Annotated in this window: 13 protein-coding genes; 3 read left to right on the top strand and 10 right to left on the bottom strand. The window is 72.9% G+C overall.

The window, feature by feature from the left end; translation table 11 throughout:
* The 7 genes from V1633_RS36630 to V1633_RS36600 form a co-directional block, all read right to left on the bottom strand.
* The coding region (locus V1633_RS36630) for a non-ribosomal peptide synthetase (RefSeq protein WP_331218782.1) at positions 1–2,644 on the bottom strand (2,644 nt) is incomplete at its 3' end.
* A gap of 197 nt (positions 2,645–2,841) precedes the next feature.
* Complete coding sequence (locus V1633_RS36625; protein WP_331218781.1) at positions 2,842–7,872, bottom strand: amino acid adenylation domain-containing protein; 5,031 nt, start codon at positions 7,870–7,872, stop codon at positions 2,842–2,844.
* 276 nt (positions 7,873–8,148) lie between these two features.
* Entirely contained in the window at positions 8,149–10,644 is a 2,496-nt protein-coding gene (locus tag V1633_RS36620) for an ABC transporter permease (RefSeq protein ID WP_331218780.1), read from the bottom strand.
* A 163-nt stretch (positions 10,645–10,807) separates the two neighbouring features.
* Positions 10,808–11,539 carry an ABC transporter ATP-binding protein gene (locus tag V1633_RS36615; protein WP_331218779.1) on the bottom strand — a complete coding sequence of 244 codons (732 nt, stop codon included), beginning with the start codon at positions 11,537–11,539 and terminating at the stop codon, positions 10,808–10,810.
* Between the two features lie 14 nt (positions 11,540–11,553).
* A complete protein-coding gene (locus tag V1633_RS36610) occupies positions 11,554–12,939 on the bottom strand; it encodes a condensation domain-containing protein (RefSeq protein ID WP_331218778.1) in 1,386 nt (461 codons plus the stop codon).
* A 102-nt stretch (positions 12,940–13,041) separates the two neighbouring features.
* A complete protein-coding gene (locus V1633_RS36605; RefSeq protein WP_331218777.1) occupies positions 13,042–14,034 on the bottom strand; it encodes a LysR family transcriptional regulator in 993 nt (330 codons plus the stop codon).
* An 84-nt stretch (positions 14,035–14,118) separates the two neighbouring features.
* Positions 14,119–14,652: a DUF6817 domain-containing protein gene (locus V1633_RS36600; RefSeq protein ID WP_331218776.1), complete on the bottom strand. Its 534-nt coding sequence runs from the start codon at positions 14,650–14,652 to the stop codon at positions 14,119–14,121.
* A 217-nt stretch (positions 14,653–14,869) separates the two neighbouring features.
* Here V1633_RS36600 and V1633_RS36595 point away from each other — a divergent pair, with 217 nt between their 5' ends.
* Entirely contained in the window at positions 14,870–15,592 is a 723-nt protein-coding gene (locus V1633_RS36595) for a lytic polysaccharide monooxygenase auxiliary activity family 9 protein (protein ID WP_331218775.1), read from the top strand.
* A gap of 71 nt (positions 15,593–15,663) precedes the next feature.
* On the opposite strand, the gene V1633_RS36590 is transcribed toward V1633_RS36595, so the two are convergent.
* Positions 15,664–16,767, bottom strand: coding sequence for a low temperature requirement protein A (locus tag V1633_RS36590; RefSeq protein ID WP_331218774.1), 1,104 nt, complete (start codon positions 16,765–16,767; stop codon positions 15,664–15,666).
* Positions 16,768–16,893: 126 nt separating this feature from the next.
* Between V1633_RS36590 and V1633_RS36585 the strand changes: the two genes are divergently transcribed.
* Complete coding sequence (locus tag V1633_RS36585; RefSeq protein WP_331218773.1) at positions 16,894–17,295, top strand: NUDIX hydrolase; 402 nt, start codon at positions 16,894–16,896, stop codon at positions 17,293–17,295.
* Between the two features lie 10 nt (positions 17,296–17,305).
* Here V1633_RS36585 and V1633_RS36580 read toward each other — a convergent pair whose 3' ends face one another.
* The gene (locus V1633_RS36580; protein WP_331218772.1) at positions 17,306–18,376 is read right to left on the bottom strand and encodes a PIN domain-containing protein; all 1,071 of its coding nucleotides are present in this window, start codon (positions 18,374–18,376) and stop codon (positions 17,306–17,308) included.
* 89 nt (positions 18,377–18,465) lie between these two features.
* A complete protein-coding gene (locus V1633_RS36575) occupies positions 18,466–19,377 on the bottom strand; it encodes a PDDEXK family nuclease (protein ID WP_331218771.1) in 912 nt (303 codons plus the stop codon).
* Positions 19,378–19,565: 188 nt separating this feature from the next.
* Here V1633_RS36575 and V1633_RS36570 point away from each other — a divergent pair, with 188 nt between their 5' ends.
* Complete coding sequence (locus V1633_RS36570) at positions 19,566–22,928, top strand: hypothetical protein (RefSeq protein WP_331218770.1); 3,363 nt, start codon at positions 19,566–19,568, stop codon at positions 22,926–22,928.
* Positions 22,929–22,968 lie beyond the last annotated feature (40 nt).

Here is a 22,968-nt window from a genome sequence, read left to right as displayed (position 1 = left end):
CGTCGCGGAGGATGACGACGGCGTCCCGGACCCCCGGATGCCCCGCCAACACCGCCCCGATCTCCCCCAACTCCACCCGATAACCACGAATCTTCACCTGATCATCAGCACGACCCAAAAACTCCAACCCACCATCAGCCCGCCACCGCGCCACATCCCCCGACCGATACAACCGACCCGAACCACCAAACGGATCCGGCACAAACCGCTCCGCCGTCAACCCCGCACGATTCAAATAACCCCGAGCAACCCCCGCACCACCAACAAAAATCTCACCCGGAACCCCCACCGGCACCGGATGCCCCCAACCATCCAACAAATAAACAGCCAAATCATCCAACGGCACACCCACACGATTCGGCGCACCAGAAACAAAATCCTCCGCCGACAACTCGTAAAACGTCGAATGAACCGTCGTCTCAGTAATCCCATACATATTCACCAAACGAGGCCGACCAAGCCCGAACCGCTCCACCCACGGAACCAGCTCACCAACCTCCAACCGCTCACCCGCAAACACCACCACCCGCAGACACAACCCATCCAAACGCCGATCACCATCAGCCGCCAACCCCACCAACGACCGAAACGCCGACGGCGTCTGATTCAACACCGTCACCCGATGCTCAACCAACAAATCAACAAACTCATCAGGAGAACGCGCCACCGAACCCGGCACCACCACCAACCGGCCCCCATGCAACAACGCACCCCACAACTCCCACACCGACACATCAAACGCATACGAATGAAACAACGGCCACACATCATCAGCCGAAAACCCGTAATACCTGTCCGCCACCGACAACAACCGCACCACATTCGCGTGCGACAGACACACACCCTTCGGCCGACCCGTCGAACCAGACGTATAAATCACATAAATCAAATCACCAGACCCACCCGCAACCACCGGATTCGACACCGGCAACCCAGCCAACACCGACACATCCCGATCCACCACCAACGACGGACCCGACCACACCGAACCCAACACCGACACCAACAACGACGACGTCACCACCACCGACACCGACGCATCAGCCACCATGAAACCCAAACGCTCCACAGGCTGCGCCGGATCCAACGGCAAATAACCCGCCCCCGACTTCAACACACCCAACAACACCGGAACCAGATCAACACCACGCTCCAAACACACCCCCACCACAGACTCCGGCCCCACACCCACACCACGCAACCAATGAGCAACCCGATTCGCCCGCTCATTCACCTCCCCATACGACAACTCCACACCACCACACACCACCGCCACCGCACCCGGCGACCGCACCACCTGCGCCTCAAACAACTCATGCACCCGCGCCGTGACGGGTACGGTGCGGACCGGCGGGCGGGTCAGCAGCGCCAGCTCGTCCTCGCCCAGCAGCGCCAGCTCGGAGACCGGCGTCTCCGGACGCTCCGCCACCCCGGTCAGCAGCCGCGTCAGATGCCCGGCCAGTCGGGAGACGGTCGCCGGGTCGAACAGCGCGGTCGCGTACTCGAGGTGGCCGCGCAACGCTCCGCCGGGCAGCTCGTCGAAGAGCGCGGTGAGGTCGAACCGGGACACCGTCGAGGCCGCCGACAGCGGCTCCACCGCCAGCCCCGACAGCTCGAACGCCTGCGCCCGGGCCTCCTGCACGGTCAGCGCGACCTGGAACAGCGGCGTCCGGGACATGTCCCGCTCCGGCTGCAACTCGTCCACCAGCCGGGCGAACGGCACCTCCTGGTGGTCGAACGCGCCGAGCACCGCCTCCCGGGTCCGGCCGAGCAGGTCGACGAAGGTCGGGTCACCCGACCACGCGGTCCGCACCACCAGACTGTTGATCCCGTACCCGACCAGGTCCCGCAGTTCGGGGCGGGACCGACCGGAGACCATGGTGCCGACCGGCACGTCGGTCTGCCCGGTGTACCGGGACAGCAGCGCCTGGAAGGCGGTCATCAGCACCATGAACAGGGTGGCGTCATGCCGGGACGCCAGCTCGCGCAGCCGCCCGGCGAGACCCTCCGGCAGGTCGAACGAGTGCACCGCGCCACGCCAGTCCCGGACCGCCGGCCGGGCCCGGTCGGCCGGCACCTCCAGCGGAGTCAGCCCGGACAGCCGGGTACGCCAGTAGTCCAGGTGCCGGTCGTCCCGGGCCCGTTCCCAGGCCGCGTAGTCGGCGTACTGGATGGGCAGCGGCGGCAGCGACCCGCCGGCGTACAGCTGGGCCAGCTCCCGACCGACGACCCCGAGCGACCAGGCGTCGCAGGCGATGTGGTGGAAGACGAGGACCAGCACGTGGTCGTCGTCGGCCAGCCGCAGCAGACTGGCCCGCACCGGCCACTCGACGGCCAGGTCGAAGGCGGTGCCGCAGTCCCGCTCGACGAGCCGGTACGCCGCCTCCTCCCGCTGCTCGGCGGTGTCGCCCGGCACCTCGACCACCTCGAGGTCGACCGGCCGGAACTCGTCGATCACCTGGACCGGCGTCTCGTCGGCACCCCGGCCGCTGAGCGTGTACCGGGTACGCAGGATCTCGTGCCGGGCCAGCAGCGCCTGCCAGGCCGTGTCGAGCCGGTCGACAGCGAGCGGACCACGCAGCCGGAGGGCGAGCGGAACCAGGTACTCCGGGCTGCCCGTCTCCAGCCGGTTGAGGAACCACATCTGCTGCTGCCCGTACGACAGCGGCAGCGCGCCCGACCGGTCCGCCCGGCCGATCGTCGCCCGCCGGCCGCCGCCGGACCGACCGGCGAGTCGGGCCCTGAGCAGTTCCTCCCGGGCCGCCGCGAGTCCCGGGCCGTCCCCGGTGCGTGCGGCATCCGGCTCGTTCGCCGTGGTCACCGCGTCGATGTCCCCTGTGGTCATGCCTGCTTCCCCTCCTGCCGCGACGGGTGCTGCGCGGCCGACACCTCGGCGTCCGACAGCTCCGCGATCTGCGCTCTGATCAGCTCTTCGACCGCCGTGCCGAGCTGCGCCACGCTCGGCCGCTCGAACACCGTCCGCACGGTCAGCTCCACGTCGAACTCCTCCTGCAGCCAGGAGGCCAGCCGGACGGCGAGGATGGAGTCCCCGCCGCGGGCAAAGAAGTTGTCGTGCACACCCACCCCGGTGACCCGGAGCAGCTCGGTCCAGCCGGCGGCGATCCGCTCCTCCACCGGGTTGCGCGGTGGCACGTGGTCGGCGTCGGCGCCGACCGCGGCCCCGTCCGGGTCGGGCAACGCCCGCCGGTCGAGTTTGCCGTTCACGGTCAGCGGGATCCGGTCCAGCGGCACGAACGCCGCCGGCACCATGTAGTCCGGGAGTGCGGCGGCGAGCCGCTCACGCAACCCGCTCAGGGTCGGCAGGTCGCCGTCCGGGACGAAGTAGCCGACCAGTCGGGTGTCGTCGGTCAGCACCACGACCGCCTCGCGGACCGCCGGGTGCTCGGCGAGCGCCGCCTCGATCTCGCCCAGCTCCACCCGGTAGCCCCGGATCTTGACCTGGTGGTCGGCCCGGCCGACGAAGTCCAGCGTGCCGTCCGGGCGGCGTCGGGCCAGGTCGCCGCTGCGGTACAGCCGGCCCGCCCCGACCGGGTCCGGCGCGTCACCCGGGTAGGGATCCGCGACGAACCGTTGCGCGGTCAGCTCCGGGCGGCGCAGGTAGCCCCGGGCCACCCCCGCGCCGCCGACGTGGATCTCGCCGGGAACACCGACCGGGACCGGCCGGCCGGACTCGTCCAGCAGCACCACCCGCAGGTCGGGCAGCGGCACCCCGATCGGGCTGACCAGGGGCGTCTCCAGGTCCGCCGGGGTGAGCCGGTGGTAGGTGACGTGCACCGTGGTCTCCGTGATGCCGTACATGTTGACCAGTTCGGGGCGGTCCAGCCCGAACCGCCGCGCCCAGGGCAGCAGGTCGCCGACCTCCAGCCGCTCACCGCCGAAGACCACCGTCCGCACCGCCAGACGGTCCAACCGGGGGTCACCGTCGCGGGCCAGTCCGACCAGCGCCCGGAACGCCGACGGGGTCTGGTTCAACACCGTCACCCGCTGGTCCACGAGCAGGTCGACGAAGGCGGCCGGGTCGCGGGTCACCTCCCGGGGTACGACCACCAGCCGACCGCCGTAGATCAGCGCGCCCCAGAGCTCCCAGACCGAGAAGTCGAAGGCGTACGAGTGGAACAGCGTCCAGACGTCCCGGTGGTCGAAGCCGAACGCCGGCTCGGTCACGGTGAAGAGCCGCAGCACGTTGGCGTGGCTGAGACAGACGCCCTTCGGCCGGCCGGTCGAGCCGGAGGTGTAGATGACGTAGACCAGGTTGTCCGGGGTGACCCCGGTGTCGGGGTTCTGCTCCGAACAGCGGGCCAGCACCTCGGCGTCCCGGTCCAGCAGCACCAGCGTGTCCGGGGCCGCCACGGCCAACCGGTCCAGCTGGTCGCCGCGGCTGACCACCACCCGGGCCCCGGCGTCCTGGACCAGGTAGCCGGTCCGGTCCGCCGGTTGGGCCGGATCCAGCGGCAGGTAGCCGGCGCCCGCCTTGAGCACACCCAACAGGGTCGGCACCAGGTCGGGTCCCCGCTCCAGGCAGACCCCGACCAGGCTCTCCGGGCCCACCCCGAGCGACCGCAGGTGGTGGGCGAGGCGGTTGGCCCGGGCGTTCAGTTCGGCGTACGTCAGCGACTCCCCGTCGGCGACCACCGCGACCGCGTCCGGGGTCCGCGCCGCCCGCTCCGCGAACACCTCGTGCAGGCAGCGCTCCGGGGTCGTGGCGGGCCGCACCGGTGGGGCGAGCAGCACGGCCCGCTCCGCGTCGGTCAGCAGGTCCAGTTCGGTCAGCGGAGTGCCGGGGGCGGCGGTCACCCGTTCCAGCAGCCGGACGAAGTGGTCCGCGATCCGCTCGACCGTGGACCGGTCGAACAGCGCCTGCGAGTACTCGAACGCCCCGGTGAGCGAGTCGTCCGGGTGCCGCTTCAGGTACAGCGCGAGGTCGGTCTTGGCGATCCGCCAGGACGTCAGGAACGCGTCCAGGTCGCCGTCGGCGGTCCGGGTCGTGGTCAGCTCGTCGTCGTGCAGGTCGAAGGCGACCTGGTACAGCGGGGTGCGGGACAGGTCCCGGTCCGGCTGCAGCTCGTCGACCAGCCGCTCGAACGGCGCCTCCTGGTGCGCGAAGGCCGACCGGGCGGTCTGGCGTACCCGGGCCAGCGCCTCAAGGTACGTCGGGTCGCCCGCCAGCCGGCAGCGCAGCACCAGGTTGTTGAGGAAGAAGCCGACCACCTCGGCGACCTCCGGCCGGGTCCGGCCCGCCACCGGCGAGCCGACCGCGATGTCGTGCTGCCCGGTGTACCGCCGCAGCAGCGCGGCGAACGCGGTGAGCAGCGTGACGAACCGGGTCGCCCCGTGCGCCCGGCCCAGTTCGGTCAGTGCCTTCGCCAGTCGCGCCGGCACGGTGAACGGCACGAACGCGCCGGCCGGGTCGCGCCGGGACGGACGGGGCCGGTCGGTGGGCAGCTCCAGCGGCACGATGCCGGCCAGCTCGGTACGCCAGTACGCCAGCTCGTCGGCGAGTACCGGCCCGCTGAGCCGGGCGCGCTGCCAGGCCGCGAAGTCGGCGTACTGCACCGGCAGGTCGGGCAGTTCCGGTGGCCGGCCGGCGCGCAGTGCGTCGACGACCTCGCGCAGCTCCCGGTCCAGGATCACCGAGGACCAGCCGTCGCAGGCGATGTGGTGGATGGTGACCAACAGCGCCTGTTCGGTGTCGGACACCTTCGCCAGCAGTGCCCGCCACAGCGGCCCCCGGGCCAGGTCGAAGCCACGGCCGAACTGTCGGCCGAACCACTCGGCCAGGTCGCCGCCGGTCGCGTCGACCACGGTCAACTCGATCGGCGTCGGCTCGGCCACCACCTGGCGGGGTTGACCGCCCTCGTCCGGGTAGCGGGTGCGCAGCGCCTCGTGCCGGGCGCCGAGCACGTCCAGGGCGCGGCCGACCAGTTCCGGGTCCAGGTCCGCCGGCAGTCGGACGAAGAGCGGCGTCACCCACTCCGGGCTGCCCGGTTGCAGACGGTCCAGGAACCACTGCCGGTGCTGGCCGAACGAGAGCGGCAGTTCGCCGTCGCGGGACACCGGCACGACCGGTGGCCCGGCCGGCTCGGACCGGGTCAGCAGCAGTGCCTGTCGGTCCACCGTGGAGGCGGTGAACAGCTCCGGCAGCGGCAGGTCCAGCCCGGTGGCGGCGCGGAGCCGGGCCAGTAGCCGGGTCAGCAGCAGTGACGAGCCGCCGAGCTGGAAGAAGTCGTCGTGTGCGCCGATCCGGTCCACGTCCAGCAGCGACGACCAGGCCGCCGCCACGGTCCGTTCGGCGTCGTCCCGGGGCGCCAGGTACGGCGGACGCACGTCGGTGTCCCCGAGCACCGGGGGAAGCGCCGCCCGGTCCACCTTGCCGCTGGTGGTCAGCGGGAACTCGGCCAGCGGGACGAGGACACCCGGGATCATCGCCTCCGGCAGCCGCTCCCGCAGGAAGTCACGCAACCCCGCCGGTACGTCGCCGAGCAGGTAGCCGACGAGGCGGTAACCGCCGGAGGCGTCCGGCACGGCGGTGACCACCGCGCCCCGGACCGACGGGTGGCTGGCCAGTGCCGCCTCCACCTCGCCCGGCTCGACCCGTACCCCGTTGACCTTGATCTGGTGGTCGCGCCGGCCGACGTACTCCACGGTGCCGTCGGCACGCCAGCGGACCAGGTCGCCGGTGCGGTAGAGCCGGGATCCGGGCGGCCCGTACGGGTCGGGCACGAACCGTTCGGCGGTCAGGTCCGGCCGGCCGAGGTAACCGTGCCCGAGGCCGACGCCGCCGGCGTACAGCTCGCCGATCACCCCGATCGGCACCGGCTCACCGGCCTCGTCCAGCACCAGCACCCGCAGGTTGTCGATGGGGCGGCCGATCGGTACCGGACCGGTGGACTGTGCCGGGTCGAACTGCTGCGCGGTCACGTCGATCGCACACTCGGTCGGCCCGTAGGTGTTCCACACCTCCGGTTTGATCCGTTCCAGCAGCCGCTGGCAGAGCTCGGCGTGCAGCGGCTCGCCGGCCGAGAAGAGCAGCCGCAGTGCCCGGCAGCCGGCCAGCGCCGGCTCCTGCACCAGCAGCCGCAGCACCGACGGCACCACCTGCAGCACGGTCACCTCGCCGTCGGCGGCGGCCCGGGCGAGCAGCGCCGGATCACGTTCGGCCCCGGGCGGAGCCAGCACCACGGTGCCGCCGCTGACCAGCGGGGCGAAGATCTCCCAACCGGCGGCGTCGAAGCTCATCGCGGTCTTGTGCAACACCCGGTCGGCCGCGCCGAGTCCGTGCCGGCGGACCGTCCAGCCGACCCGGTTGGCGATACCGGCGTGACTGATCAGCACCCCCTTGGGGCGGCCGGTGGAGCCGGAGGTGTAGATCGCGTAGGCGACGTCGTCGCCGTGCGGATCCCTCTCCCCCGCCCCGGCCCGCGACGCGCTGTCCGCCGCCGGCCCGCCGCCCGCCGCGCTGTCGTCGACCGACCCGGCACCCACCGGCACCGGCCGTACGGTGCGTACGCCGTCGACCCCGGGACCGTCGGTGACCAGCAGCTCGGCACCGGTGTCGGCGAACACCCAGGCGGCCCGCTCGGGTGGATGCCCCGGGTCCAGCGGCACGTACGCCGCACCCGCCCGCCAGACGCCGAGGAGCGTGGTCACCAGTTCGACGCTGCGGGTGAGGCTGACGCCGACCAGTGCCCCCGGTCGGACCCCCTCGGTACGCAGCAGTTGCGCCAGCCGGTCCGCGCCCACGTCCACGTCGGCGTACGTCAGCTGGCGCGGACCGTCCACGACCGCCACGGCGTCCGGGGTGAGCCGTGCCTGGCGCGCGAACAGACGGGGAAGTGTGGCACCGGTCTGCATGGGCACAGCCTCGGCGCGCCCGCTATACCGCCCCTATATCCCCGACCCGGTGGCCGGCCGAGGCCGCCACCGGGTCGAGAGCGTCGCAACGACGGAGCGCGCGGGGTCGACGCTGCCGCACGGTCGGACGGCCGAGACGGTCGGACGGCCGAGACGGTCGGACGGCCGAGACGGTCGGACGGCCGAGACGGTCGGACCGCCGAGACGGTCGAAACGGCCCAGCGGTCGAGACGACCGAGCGGCGTGCATCGGCGCGGCGGGCAACCTCGGCCGGTGCTACTCCCGGGCGGCGACGAGTTGCACCGCCGGCCCGCGCAGCGTGTTCCGCACCGTGATCAACGCGCCGATCAGCACCAGCAGTGTGCTGGCCGCGAGCAGCGCCCCGGCCAACAGCCACGGCACCCGCGCCGGCGTCGCACCGACCAGAGTGGACAGCGCGGTGAGCAGGCCGGCCAGGTTGAGCGCGGTGGCGGCGGCGGCCAGCACCAGGCCGACCCCCACCACCAGCAACGACTCGGCGGCGACCACCCGGAGCACCTGGCGGGGCGTGGCGCCGGTCAGCCGTAGCACGGCGAACTCCCGTACCCGACCGGCCGCCGCCATGACCATGGTGTTGACGATGGCGATGCCGCTGTACAGCGCGGTGACCACCAGCATCACCGCGATACCGGCGGTGCTGCCCTGCGGTGTCCCGCCACCGCCCGCCCCGACGTAGGCACTCCGGTCGGCGACCCGGGCACCGAACTCGTCGGCGATCGCGGCGATCCGGGACCGCAGCTGTGCCGGGTCGCCGCCGGCGTCCGTCGGCACCAGCACCTCGTCGGCCAGTCCGCGGGCGGCGTGGTTCGCCGCGAGGTAGGCGTCCGGAGTGCCGATTCCGGTGGCGACCAGGCCCACCACCCGCAGCGTGGCGCGCCGCCCGTCCGGCAGCCAGAGGTCGACCGAGTCCCCGACCGGGATCTCCCAGTCGTCGGTCAACACCACCGTGCTGTCGGACAGCTCGCCGAACGTACCGTCGACCACGTCGAGCCGTACCGTGCGGGCCATCGCGGCGGGGTCGACCGCGATCGCGTCGTAGTCGCGCAGGCTCCCGCTGTCGAAGCCGTACACGGTCAGCGGCACCGGGGTGGCGGCGTCGACCCCGGTCGCCGCCGCGATCCGGTCGGCGACCACGGGACTGATCCCGGGCGTACCGTCGGGAAGCAGCACCAGGTCGGTGGCGAGCTGGCGGTCCCGCTCGCTGGTCCGGGCCTCGTCGATGGTGCCGAGCGCGCCGAGCAGCGACACCGCCAGACCGACGGTGAGCAGCACCGGCGCGGCGGTGCCGGCGGTACGGCGCACCGCGGCCAGGGTGTTCTCCCGGGCCAGCAGCCCGGTCGCGCCGGGCAGCCAGCCCAGCGGCAGGGTGACCAGCCGGGTGAACGGCGGGACGATCGCCGGGGCGAGCAACGCCACAGCGGTCACCGTGAGGATCAGGATCCAGAGGTAGATCACCGGTACCGTGGCGATCAGCGGCTGGACCCGCGCGACGAAGAGCATGCCGCCAACGGCGCAGCCGAGCAGCGCCAGCCCCCAGATCCACCGTCCCCGGGTCATCGGCCGGTCGTCCACCGCGGCCTGACGCAGCGCCTCGACCGGCGCCACCCGGCCGGCCCGACGGGACGCCGTCCACGCGGCGACGAGTGCCACCCCCAGCCCGACGACAATCGAGAAGGCCAGCGGCGCCGGCGCGGGCGAGGCCGAGAACCAGTCCGGGGCGATGCCGTCCGAGATCAGTCGGTCCGCCAGCACCGGCCCGGCCAGCGCCCCGAGCAGACAGCCGACCAGTGAACCGGCCAGACCGACCGCACCGGCCTCGGCGAGCACCATCCGGCGCACCTGGGCCGGGGTCGCACCCACGGTACGCAGCAACGCGAACTCGCCCCGCCGCTGGGCGACCACAAACGCGAACGTGGAGGCGACCACGAAGATCGCGACAAAGGCGGCGATCCCGCCGGAGACCCCCAGCAGGGTCCGGGTGTTCAGCAGCCGTTGCCGGTCCTCGGCAGCGGCCGGCTCGGCGGCCCACCGCTCGACACCGGTGAGCACCTCCGCGTCCGGCCCCACCGCACTCTCGATCGGATTCACCGGGCCGGTCGCGACGAGCGCGTCCACCGCCGGGGAGAGCCGCCGCGCCTCGGCGTCGGTGAAGAACACCGCCGACTCGAACGACACCGGTCGGGTGACCCCGGCGACCGTGTAGTCGCGGGGACCTTCGGCGGTCAGCACCCGTACCCGCTGACCGACCGTGCCGGTGCCCTCCGGAACGGCGACCTCGTCGTCGGTGCCCGGCGGGCGACCGGCGGCGAGCTGGTACGGCGCGAACGCCGCCGTCGCCCAGGGATGTCCGACCTGGTCGGCCGGGCCGCCGGCGAGCTGGGCGTAGAAGGTGCGGTCCTCGACGACCGGGCTCACCGCGGCGACCCGGGCGATCAACTCCGGCGACAGCGGGGCCGGCTCGTCCCGGCGTACCGACTGCGCGCCGCCCTCGTCGTCCTCCTCGTCGGCACCGCCGTTGCTGGCGGTGTCGCCCGACACGGTCAGCTCGGCGGGCCCGCGCACCACCACGGGAGCGGCGGCGAAACGCTGGGGTTCCCGCTGCGGCGCGGAGAGGGTGCCCGCCAGGACCAGCGCGATCGCCGAGATCATGCCGACGCCCAGGGCGATCGCGACAAAGGCACCCACCACACTGGTCCACGCGGTACGCAGCGTCGCCAGAGCCAGCCCGGTCACCGAGCCCCACCTTCCGGTCGCACGTACCGCCCACTCCCCACGCTCACCGAGCCCGTACCCGTTCGCGACTGCGGGGCTCGCAAAACCCGCTCACTCCTCGCGCTCACCGAGCCCGTACCCGTTCGCGACTGCGGGGCTCGCAAAACCCGCTCACTCCTCGCGCTCACCCGCTTCTCCCGACCTGGGACATCCGCGTCGCTATCGCCTCGGCGGTCGGCTGCGCCAACTCGCCGGCGAGCCGACCGTCGGCGAGAAAGACGACCCGGTCGGCGTACGCGGCCGCGACCGGGTCGTGGGTCACCATGATCACCGTCTGGCCGTGCCGCTGGACCGTCTCGCTGAGCAGCCGCATCACGTCCTGCCCGCTGGCGCTGTCCAACGCACCGGTCGGCTCGTCGGCGAAGACCACCGCCGGGCGGGTGATCAGCGCGCGGGCGATCGCCACCCGCTGCTGCTGCCCGCCGGAGAGTTCGGCCGGCCGGTGCCCGGCCCGCCCGTCCAGCCCCACCGCCGCCAACGCCTGCCGCACCTCGTCCCGCCCGGGTCGGCGGCCGGCGAGGCGCAGCGGCAGCGCCACGTTCTGCGCCGCGGTCAACGACGACACCAGATTGAACGACTGGAACACGAAGCCGATCAGCCGACGCCGCAGCAGTGTCAACTTCGTCTCGTCCAACCCGGTCAGGTCGGTGTCGCCGACGGTCACCCGACCGTCGGTGGGTTGGACCAGACCGGCGGCGCACTGCAGCAGGGTCGACTTGCCGGACCCGGAGGGACCCATCACGGCGGTGAAGCTTCCGCTGGGAAAGGTCCGGGTCACCCCGGCCAGGGCGACCACCTCGCTCTCCCCGCGCCCGTACGTCTTGCGCACCGCGTCCAGCCGTACCGCGTCAGCCATTGATCCGATCTCCCTCACGAATCCGCCCCGCTGGCGCCGAGTGCGAGCAGCGCGCGCAGTTCGGCGGGGTCGACAAGAGGTGCCCTGAGCACCGGTGTGTCCGGGTCGGCGGCGGCCAACCCGACAAAGCGGGTGTACGCGCCGGCGAACCGCTCGATGGTGGCCGGCTCGAACAGGTTGGCGTCGTACTTGACCACGGCGGAGAGCCCGCCGGTGCCGCTGGCGCGCAGCTCGATCAGCACGTCGAACTGGCCCTCCATCTGCGGTACGTCGAGCAGGGCGAGACGCAGGCCGGCGTACTCGATCTCGGCGCCCTCGATCTCGCCGGGCGGGACCATCGGCAGCGGTGGGTCGAGCCGGTCGGCGGCCAGCAGGGTCACCGCGACGGTGAAGACCGGTGCCGACCGGGTCGGACCGAGCAGCGCGGTGAGTGCCGGGTACGGGTAGCCGGCGTGCGCCATCCCCCGGGCGATCTCCCGGTACGCGGCCCGGGCGGTGGACCCGAAGGTGGCCTCCCGGTCGAAGCGGGCCCGCAGCACCGCCGAGTTGGCCAGGTAGCCGACGACGTCCCGCAGTTCGCGGCGGAACCGGACGCTGACCGGACAGCCGATCAGGAAGTCCGGCAGGCCGGTGTACCGGTGCAGTACCGCCTGCAGCGCCCCGAGCAGCAGCGCGAACGGGGTCACACCGCAGCCCCGGGCGGCGGCCCGCACCCGTTCGGCCAGCGCTTCGGGGAACCAGACGGTGTGCGAGGCGCCCCGGAACGCCGGCGTCGCCGGGCGGGGGTGGTCGGCGGGGAGTTCGGCGGCCGGAACGCCGGCACAGACGTCCCGCCAGTAGCGTTCCAGGACTGGTCGACGGTCGGAGTCCAGCAGGGCGCGTTCGGCGGCCACCGCCGCGTCGAAGCCGCCGCCCGGCAGCGGCGGGAGGCCGGCGTCGGATTCGTACGCCCGGAACAGGTCCCGGGCCAGCAGCCACTGTGACGTGGCGTCGCTGGCGATGTGGTGGGTGACCAGCACCAGCACCGCGTCGTCGGCCTCGGCCCGGAGCAGTACGGCGCGCAGCGGCACCTCCCGTTCCAACCGGAACGGCTCGGCGGCCACCGCGCGGGCCACGGCGACGAACTCCTCGGCCGGGGTGGACCGGACCGCCAGGCGTACCCGGTCGGCCGGGCCGATCCGCCGGACCGGCGGGCCGGCCTGGTCCACGATGGTCGAACGGAGCACGTCGTGCCGCTCGGCGACGGCGGTCAGCGCCCGGTCGAGCCGGGCCGGGTCGACGGCGGTACGGATCCGCACCGCCAGTACGACGTTGTAGGCCGCGCTCTCCGGCGCCATGCGGTAGAGGAACCAGAGCGCCTCCTGCCCCATCGACAGCCGCCGGTCACCGTCGCTGTTCATCCACTCCCCTTCGCTGGGCGCCACCGCGGCCTCGGGTGGGCGACCGTGGTCATGCGGAACCACGCGCACGGCAGGCGCGCCGGATCAGTCTGCCGGTGCCACCTATATTTCCGGTATAGGAGTGCTTTGGAGCGGTTTGTCGACAGGCGGACCCCCGACCGGTCGCTCCTGACCCGGACTGGCGGCGGCACCGGCGGTGACCAGTGCCCGCACCGCGGCGGTGACCTCCGGCCGCTGCTCCTGTCCGGCGGACCAGACCGCCCAGACCCGGCGTCGCGGCTGCTCCGGACCGGCCAGCCGGACCAGCGCCACCCCCGCCGGGCAGGGAGTGACGGCCAGCCACGGCACCGGCGCCACCCCCTGCCCGGCGGCGACCAGGGCGAGCAGCACCGAAAAATCGTCGCCGAGGTAGCGGACCCGGGCGGCGGCGCCGGAACCGACGGAGGGCATCGAGGCGTCCGGCGCGACGATCACCTCGGCCGGGTCGACGGCGGTCAGGTCGACCGCCGGCCCGGCTGCCAGCGGATGCCCGACCGGCACGGCCAGCACGACCGGCTCGTCGTAGAGCGGTGTGGCGGCCAGCTCACCGCCCATCTCCACCGGGCCGTAGCCGAAGACGACCGCGAGGTCCACGTCACCGTGCCGGAGCGCGGTCAGCGCCGGCCCGGTCTCCAACTGGGACAGCACCACCCGTACCCGGGGTGTCGCGCGGCGGAACGCGGTCAGCGCGGCCGGGACGAGCGTGCGGCAGGCGGACAGGAACGCGGCGATCCGGACCGTCCCCAGCAGGCCCTGCCGTAGGTCGACAAGGTCCTCACCGAGCCGGGCCACCCGTGCGCGCAGCGTCTGGTGGTGCGTCAGGACCAGCTGCCCGGCATCGGTGAGTGCCACCGGCCGGCGGTGCAGCAGCGGTGCGCCCGCCCACCGCTCCAGCGCGGCGACCTGCTGGGACACCGCCGACTGGGTCAGGTGCAGCCGCAGCCCGGCCTGGGTGAACGAGCCCGACTCGGCGACCACGGCGAGCGTGTCCAGCCAGGCGAGGTCGAAGGGCGCGGGCAGGGCCTGGTCGTCGCGCCAGGCGAAGGATATGGACACCCGTCGAGGTTATCCGGCCCCGCCGACGGCCCCGGACGAGCGCCCTGCCGCCGATCGCCGGAACGCCCGGCCGACCGGGGGTTCTCACCGCCCGGGCACATCTCGCACCTCGGCCGCTACCCGGGGCGAGGCGACCGGTCGCCAGGCGGCGAACAGTTCCCGGAAGTAGCCGCCGTACCGGTCGAGCAGTGACGGGTCCTGCTCCATCACGTCGAGCTCGTTGACCACGCTGAGATCGACGAAGGGACCGAGCTGGGACGGTCCCAGCACGGTGGACCGGCCGGTGAAGCGGTCGACGACCGTCGCGGTGCCGGCCAGCGTCCGCCAGGTGCGTCGGCGGTCGCAGGCGCCGTACAGGTAGACCAACGCCTCGGCGTCAGGTCCGATCAGGTCACGCAGTACGCCGCGGTCGGCCCGGTCCAGCAGGGTCGAGTCGAAACCGTCGGTGCCGTACGCGGCGTGTGTCAGGCCGGCCAACCGGAGGTCCGGGGTCGCCCCGAGCCCGGCCAGGCGGTCGCGTACCCGGCACAGGTGGGTGTAGAGGGTGCCGCCGGGATGGTCGATCGCTTCGGCACCACGCTCGCGGAGCCACGCCTGGACGTCACCGTCGCCACTCATGCGCCCGACCCTAGGCGGGGATGCCCCGGCGCGTCTCTGCCTGCTTCGTCACAGCCAGACCTTCCTGAGTCCTTTGTTGGCATACTAAACTATTGACAGCCAGGTCCGATTGATGTGAACCTCGGCGCAGGGCACCGCCGCCAGAGCCGGGCGGCCGTACGGGAGCACCGGGCAGCTCCCGCGTACTCGATCCTCAACCGACGTCTGGGGAGCACCCATGTCCGCATCCGCCCAACCCCTCAACCCCGTCCGGCGCGTCCCGACGACGCTGCTACGGATCCTCACGATCGCGGCGGCCGCGATCGTCCTGCTCGCCACCGCCCTGGTCGACACCGCCGAGGCACACGGCTCCACGATCAACCCGGCCTCCCGCAACTACGGATGTTGGAAGCGCTGGGGCAGCGACTTCCAGAACCCCCGGATGGCCACCGAGGACCCGATGTGCTGGCAGGCCTGGCAGGCCGACCCGAACGCGATGTGGAACTGGAACGGTCTCTACCGCGACGGCGTCGCCGGCAACCACCAGGCGGCGGTGCCGAACCAGCAGCTCTGCAGCGCGGGTCGGACCGGCGGCGTCCGGTACGCCGCGCTGGACAACCCGGGTGCCTGGCAGACCACCCGGGTCAGCAGCAGCTTCGGCGTCAAGGTGCACGACCAGGCCCTGCACGGCGCCGACTACTTCCGGATCTACGTCACCCGGCAGGGCTTCAACCCGCTGACCCAACGGCTGACCTGGAACGACATCGAGCTGGTCCGGGAAACCGGGCGGTACGCGCCGGGCGCCGGCACCCGGGAGAACGACCCGGTGCTCAACGGCGTCTCCAACACGATCAACGTCAGCGCGCCGGGACGGACCGGGCGGCACGTCGTCTACACGATCTGGAAGGCGAGCCACTCCGACCAGACGTACTACTGGTGCAGCGACGTGACCTTCTCCTGAGGCTCGGGCGGCAACCCGAGCCCGACCACCTCGCCGGCACCGTGGCCTGAGGTGCGGGGCAGGGGCCCTTCCTATCGGTTCCCGGACCGGAAGGACCCCTGCCCCACCTGGTCGAACACGACCATCACCGTGACCACGACGATCACCAGTCCGAGTTCGAGCACGGCGGAAACCAGGCTGCCCACCGGAACCGTGGCCAACACCACGGCGGCCGCGACCAGCGCGCTCCGGGGCGGCCGGATGCGCAGGGTATGCCGGAAGCCGGCAAGGCCGAGTAGGAAGAGCGCCACGCCGCAGGCCAGGGTGAGCGCCGCGGGCCGGCCGGCGGGTCCGCCCGGATGCCCGATCACCCCGTGGACGGCGGCCGCCGCGACGATGATGCCGAGCAGGATCGGGATGTGGGCGTAGAGGTACGCCCGCTCGGCGAGCCGGGTACGGCGGACCGGATCGGTCCCGGCCAGGGTGTGTTCGGCGGTCCTGAGTCCGGTGAAGTAGCTCCACCACAACGCGACCGGCAGCGCCAACGCCAGCACGACCATGCCGACGACCCCCGGGGTGAGGTGCGTGACCTCGACTCCCATCCCGATCGCCACGACCGACTCGCCGAGCGCCAGGATCAGCAGCAGGCCGTGCCGCTCGACGAAGTGCGGTGCCGAGATGTTGACCTGCCGGACGCCGCCGGCCCAGCTGTTCGTCGGAAAGACCTGCGACAGCACCGCCTGGACGACAAACGCCGCAGCCCAGAGCAGGTAGTTCCACGGCGGGTCGGTGAACGCGGCAGCGATGACCAACGACACCCCGCCGAGGCTGAACGGCGCCAGCCGGTAGATGGCCGCCCGGACCTCGGACCGCATGAACATCACCAGGTGCACGACGGTCGCCACCAGCAGGCCGACGGCGAAGACCAGCGAGGTGTCCCCGAAGGCACCCGGCACCCCCACCGCCGCGATCAGCGACCCGGCCATGCCGGCGAAGAGCAGCAACTTCTGGACGGTGCCGTGCGGCGGCACGTGGTTGGTCAGCCAGACGTACCCGTCGTAGAGCCACCACAGCACGCCGAAGAGCAGCAGGACCCGACCGGCGCCGTGCGGTGTCAGATCCGCCTCCAGCACCCGGGTGAGCTGGGTCAGGGTGAAGACGAAGACCAGGTCGAAGAAGATCTCCACCTGTGTCACCCGATCGGGCCTCAGGTCGCCCGAACCCTCTCGACCCCTGGCTACCATCGCAGGTCAGCCTAGTGATCCGGACACGACACAGGGGTGGAATGCTGTCTTCACGGGTACGACGGAAGGGGCGGAACCATGACCAGGGTGATCGACAAGGTGGCCTGGATCCGGATCGAGGACGGGCGGATCCTCAGCACCCGTTCCCGGGGCAAGGACGTCTACTACCTGCCCGGCGGCAAACGGGAACCGGGCGAGAGTGACGTCGAGACCCTGCTCCGTGAGGTCGAGGAGGAACTGACCGTCGCCATCGTCGCCGAGACGGCCCGGCCGGCCGGGGTCTTCGAGGCGTCGGCGCACGGTCACCCCGCCGGCGTACGGGTACGGATGACCTGCTACACCGGCGACTACCGGGGCACCCTGGCGCCGAGTTCCGAGATCGCGGAGGTGGTCTGGCTCGGGTACGCCGACCGGGACCGGGTCTCCCCCGTCGATCAGCTGATCTTCGACGAACTGCGGGCGGCCGACCGGTTGCGGTGAGCCGAGCCGGTCAGGAGGCGCGACTGGTAAGCAGGTAGTCGTCGGCCTCCGGGCTCCACTCCAACTGGACCGCGCCGCCGGTGGCGGCCGCCCGGCAGAACTGCAGGAAGCTGCGGTAGCCAAGCTTCTTCTCGCTGAACTCGGGCCGGGCCCGCCGGAGCTGGTTCTTCAACCCGGACAGGGCCACCGTGCCGTCGCCACCGGCGACGTCCAGCACCACGGTCCGCAGCAGCGCGAACGCCACCTCCCGGTCGCCGTGTTCGGGCAGGGTGACCTCGGGGTCGCCCTTGGCCGGGCCGCCCGCCAGCTCGATCACGTTGTGCTCGGCGAGATGCCGCAGAAGTTCGCCGAAGGCCCGGAAACCGTAGTCGGACTCGCTGAACGTCGGGTCCTTGCGCAGCAGGGTGCGCTTCAGGGTCGAGGCCGTCACCGCACCGCTGGAGCTGCCCTGGAGACCCGCCACGGTCTGGGCGACGAGGACGGCGAGCGCGTCGACGTCCCGGACCGGCTCCTCCGGCACCGGCTGCGGCTCCGGCTCCGCCGCCTGCCGGTCGGCACCGGCCGCCGCTCCGGCCCGGCCGCGACGGCCCCGCGCCGAGGGTACGTCCACCCCCTCCAGCCGGTCGTAGTAGAGGAACTCGTCGCAGGCCGGCGGAAGCAGGGCCGAGGTCGACTGCTCGACGCCGACCCCGATGACCCGCTTGTTGAGTTCCCGGAGCTTGTGGACCAGCGGCGTGAAGTCGCTGTCGCCGGTGCAGATCACGAACGTCGAGATGTACCCGCGCTCGAAGGCCAGTTCCACCGCGTCGACGGCCATCTTGATGTCGGCCGCGTTCTTCCGCGAGGCACCCATGCGTTGCGGTATCTCGATGAGTTCGACGTGCGAGCGGGTGAGCATCCGCCGGTCCTCGTCGAAGTACGACCAGTCGGCGTAGGCCCGGCGTACCACCACCCGCCCCCGCTCGGCGAGGGCGTCGGCGATGGGGCGGAAGTCGAAGGCCATGCCGCCGAGATGGTCACGTGCCCCCAACGCGAGGTTCTCGTAGTCGAGAAAAAGGGCGATCCGGTCTTCTTGCTCCACCGCGTCAGCCTACGCCCCGGCCGGGACGCGCCACGGCGCCCACTCGCGCCACCCGCCGGAAAGCGCCGGGGAGAGCTCCGGCCCCACCCCTACTCGAAGGAGACGTGGTCGAAGGCGTACGGGTTGGTCAGCTCGTCCCGACGCCGTCGCAGTACGTCGAGTTCGGCCGCCAACCGGTCCCGGGCCCGCAACGGAAGCGCGACGAGTTCGCGCAGCCGCAACCGCTCCCCCACCGTCATGGTGGCGAGGTCCTCGGCGAGCCGGCCCGGTTCGATGCCGCTGCTGAACCGGTGCTGCCAGATCCGGACCCGCTCGAAGAGGTACTCGCCGGGACGCACGTGCAACCAGGCCCAGCCCTCGGCCGGGCCGTCCTTCCAGTCGAGGTGCAGGCTGCGCAGGATCGGGTCGACGAGTTCCCGGTTGACGTACGCGTCGACCGCCGCCGTCTTCGCCACCGCGCCGAGGTCGTTGACGTGCCCGCTCCGGCCGTCCGGCAGCCGGCCGACGATGTCCCGGTAGTTCAACGGCGCGGCCGGGGCCAGATCGTCAGGATCGGCCGGATCCCCGGTCACCGCGTGGAAGGCGCACGCGTCGATGAGGTATTCCACGATGCGACGGGCCCGAGGTCCCGGCCGCAGCGTCGGCGACTCGATCCGCACCAGCTCCAGCCCGACCGCCTCGCAGACCGCGAGTTTCATCCGCTCGCCGCGCTGGGACTGGGCGGTCCGCGTGTCCGGGTCGACGAACTCGACCGCGAACGGCGCCACCCGGCCCCCGGGATCGGAGACCACGAAATCGAAGACGCCGCGGCTGGCCGAGTTCCACTGGTTGGCGGTGATCCCCTCCGGGCGGCGCGGCACCAGGTGGCCGAGCCGCTGGTGGGGTCGGGCGACCCGGCCGGCCCGCTCGATGACGGCGCCGTCCGTACCGCCGTCGGCCAGGTCACCCGGGAGCCCGCCGGGGTGCGTCGACGGCCTTCCGTCGCTGCCGGTCTTCGCCATCTGTCCCCTGGTCCGTCACGTCCGCCGCTCGCCGCCCGCCGCCACCGGTCGGGCGGAGGGCCTCCCCAATGTTAGGGATCGAGGGGGTACGACGTACCGCCGGTCCGGGTCCGACACCGGCGCGGACCGGGTGGGCCGACGGAAACCGGGAAGCGGTCGGGGCGGGGGTTGCCGCAGAATGATCAACCATGTCGACCCGTACCGATCAGCTGCTGGCCGAATGGGAACCGTTGCCGTACCCGGAACGGATGCGGCGGCTCGCGCCGGCCGTCGCCGCGCTGACCGCCGACGGTGTCCTCGCCACCACACTGGCCGGGTTGCGCGCCGGCGACCGTCAGCGGCGGCACCTGGCCCTGATGATGGCCCAGATCGCCCGGGACCCCGACGAGGTCGGCGCGGCGCTGGTCGACGACGACCCCGTGATCCGGGCGACGGCGCTCCGGGCGGCGCTGCGCGCCGGCTGGCTGGACGCCGCCGAGGTGACCGCGCTGCTGGCCGACGCACCGGTGCTGACCCGGCACCTGGTGTACCGGACGCTCAGCCGGCTGCCCCGGACCGGTCTCGCCGACCAGCTGGTCGACCCGGTCCGGTCCCGGTACGGCGATCCCGAGGCCGCCCGGCTGCTGCCCGGCTGTGGCGCCGAGACCGTCGAGCGGCTGCTGCCTGAACTCGAACACGCGGTCGCCAACTGGACCAACCTGGTCCGGCACCACCGCGACCCGGTGCTCCGGTACGCGATCCGTACCCTGCCGGGCCTCTCCCCCGCCGGCCGCCAGGAGTGGTGGCTGCGGTGCGGCGGCCCGCTGCTCCGGACCGCCGGCGGAACCGCGCCGCACGAGCTGCTGGACCTGCTGGACCGGTACGCCCCGGCGACGTACCTGCCGGGCGAACTCAGCTGGTACGGCGTACTCGCCGTCGCCGACCCGTACCGGGTGGTCCGGTTGCTGACCCGGCCCGAGCGGGCGCAGTGGCTGCGGCAGGTACGGCTGCCGTCCGCCCTCCTCGACCGGCTGGGCCGGCTCGACCCGGCGGACCTGACCGTGCTCGCCGACCGGCTGCGCGACAACGGCACCGCCTTCGCCCGGCTGCTGGACGCGGTGCCGCCGAGCCGGCGGGGCGCGCTGTACGACGCGGTGACGGCACCGGTGGTCAGCGACCACCAGGTCACCGACGAGGCGGTGCTGGCCGTGCTGCCGCGCCGGTGGCGGTACCGGGAGGCACGGCGGATCCTGGCCCTGCCCCGGATCAGCGACGACGAGGCCGCGACGCTGCGGTACACCGCGTTCCTGCCCTGGCCGGAGGCGGCGCCGGCGCTGACCGCCGCGACCCGGCGGGCCACCGCCGAGGACCGGGCCACCGGGTACGAACTGCTGCTGGCCGCCGCGTACCGCAGCGCCGACCCGGACGCCGTCGCCACCACGCTCGACCAGTTGCTCCGGCTGCGCAACGAGCAGGATCCGGTCCGGGCCCGGGTCCTGCTGGCCCTGGCCGGACTGGCCCGGCCGCTCACCGCCGCCTCGGTCGGGACCCTGGAGCGGATCGTCACCGACACCACCGAGGCCCGGGACGCCTCCGGCGCGAGCCTGACCGCGCTGAGCACGTTCGCGGTGGCCGTACTGCGGCACCACCCGGACCAGCCGGTGCTGGCGCAGTGGTCGTGGCGGACCTTCCAGCGGCTGTTCCACGGACAGCGGGTGCCTCCGCTCGGTGCGCTCGGCACCGGACTACGCCGTGGTCAGGCACGCGACTTCTTCGACACGGTACGACCGTGGCTCACCGAGTGCGTCAACCGGGCCGAGTTCCAGCCGCTGCTGGCCGTCGCCGAGACCCTGGGCCGGCGGGCCTGGGCCCTGCCGGACCTGCAACGCCTGCTGCGCCGGGCGATCGAACCCGACGTGGTGTCGACCGACGTCCGGCGGGCCGTACCGCTCTGGTTGGCGGATCCGGCCACCCGGGCGACACGGGTCGAGGAGGTGCTCCGCGTCGACCCGTCGGCGATCGCCCTCCACCCGGTGTGGGAGGCCGTCGCCGGCCACCGTACGGACCTGCTCGACCTGGTGCTGCCCGGTCCGGTGCCGGCCGGCAGGTTCCTCAGCACCGGCCACCGGTGGACACCACCGTCGACCCGGTACGTCGACCGGTGGCTGCCGCGCCAGCAGCGGGCCCTGGTGGACCTGTTGGACCGGGTCGCCGCCGACGCCGGCTTCCCGGTGCACGTACGGGTCTCGGCGATCGTCAACGCGGCCCGGGTGCCGGAACACGGTCGGGCGGTGGTCGAGCGTCACCTCGATTCGCCGAACGTCAACCTCGCCGAGGCGGCGCTCGGGGCGCTGCCCTGGACCGACCGGCCGGCCGAGGCGCTACCGGTCCTGCTCGCCCACGCCGACACCGAGCGCGCCCGGGTCGCCACGTACGCGGCCGGCCGGGCGGTGCGGTTCGTCGCCCCGTCGCGGCTGCCGGCGGTACTCGGCGGGATCGCGACCGGTCGCGGCAAGGTGACCAGCCGCAAGGAGGCGGTCCGGCTGCTCGGCCGGTTCGGTGGGCCGCAGGCGCGGGAACCGCTGCTCGCCGCCTGGTCCAGGCCGGACCAGCACCGGGACGTCCGGTCGGCCGTGGTCTCCGCCGCGCTGTGCCGGCTCGACCTGCCGTCGAGCTGGCAGATCCTGGACGAGGTCGTCGCCGCCGGCCGTCGGGAGGAACTGCTCGCGCTGCTCGACAATCCGGCCGCGACCACCGCGCCGTCGCACCGACACCGGTACGCGGCGCTGGTCGTACGGCTCTGCCGGCATCCCGACCGGCCGGTGGCCCGGTCCGCCTGGGCCGCCCTGCCGGCCTGGGCGCCCTGGGCCCCCGACCTGGTGGACGTTGTCGTCGGGGCGGTGTCCGAACTGGACGACGAGCAGACCTGGCCGGCCGTCGCCGCCGCGTTCACCCGGCTGCTCGCCGAACCGGCCCTGCGTCGGCCCGACGGCGGTTCCGCGCTGTTCGAGGCGGCGTTGGCGGCGCTGCTCCGACTCGACGCCGCCGACACCGAGCCGGGCGTGCCGACGGCGGACCGGCCGGCCCGGCGCCGGATCGACGCCCTGGTCGACCAGATGAGCTGGTTCGCGGGGAACGCCGACCCCGAACTGGACCGGACGCCGGCCCGGGACGCCGCCCGCGCCCTCGCCGGGCACCCGGAGTACGTGCCGTCGGCGGCCCGGCTGCTCGGCCTGCTGGCCCGGCTAAAAGTCGCCGACGGCCTGGTCACCGACCTCGAGGAGCTGGCGGAGCTGGCCGCCGGGCGGCCCGTGCTGGCCGGCCGGCTCGCCGAACGGCTCGGTCACCGGGTCACCGTCGAGTTGGCGGGCCGGGACGCCGGCGTCCTGGTCGAGGCGGGCGCCCGACTCGCCGACCGGGGTGACCTCGCCTCGGGCCTCTTCGCCGTCGCCCTGGTCGGCGTCGGTGGCCGGTACGGCTGGCGTACGCCGTGGCGGGAACTGCTGCACCGGCTGCGCCGGCACCCGGTGCCGGACGTACGGACCGCCGCCCTCGACCTCGTGATGAGTTGACCGCGCCCGCCGGAAGAACGGTTGACAGGGGGCCCTTCCC

The sequence above is a fragment of the Plantactinospora sonchi genome (assembly GCF_036422035.1).
GTDB classification, from domain to species: Bacteria; Actinomycetota; Actinomycetes; order Mycobacteriales; family Micromonosporaceae; genus Plantactinospora; species Plantactinospora sonchi.
The sequence above is the reverse complement of the archived record's forward strand: the minus strand, read 5'-3'. Positions and strand labels throughout refer to the sequence as shown.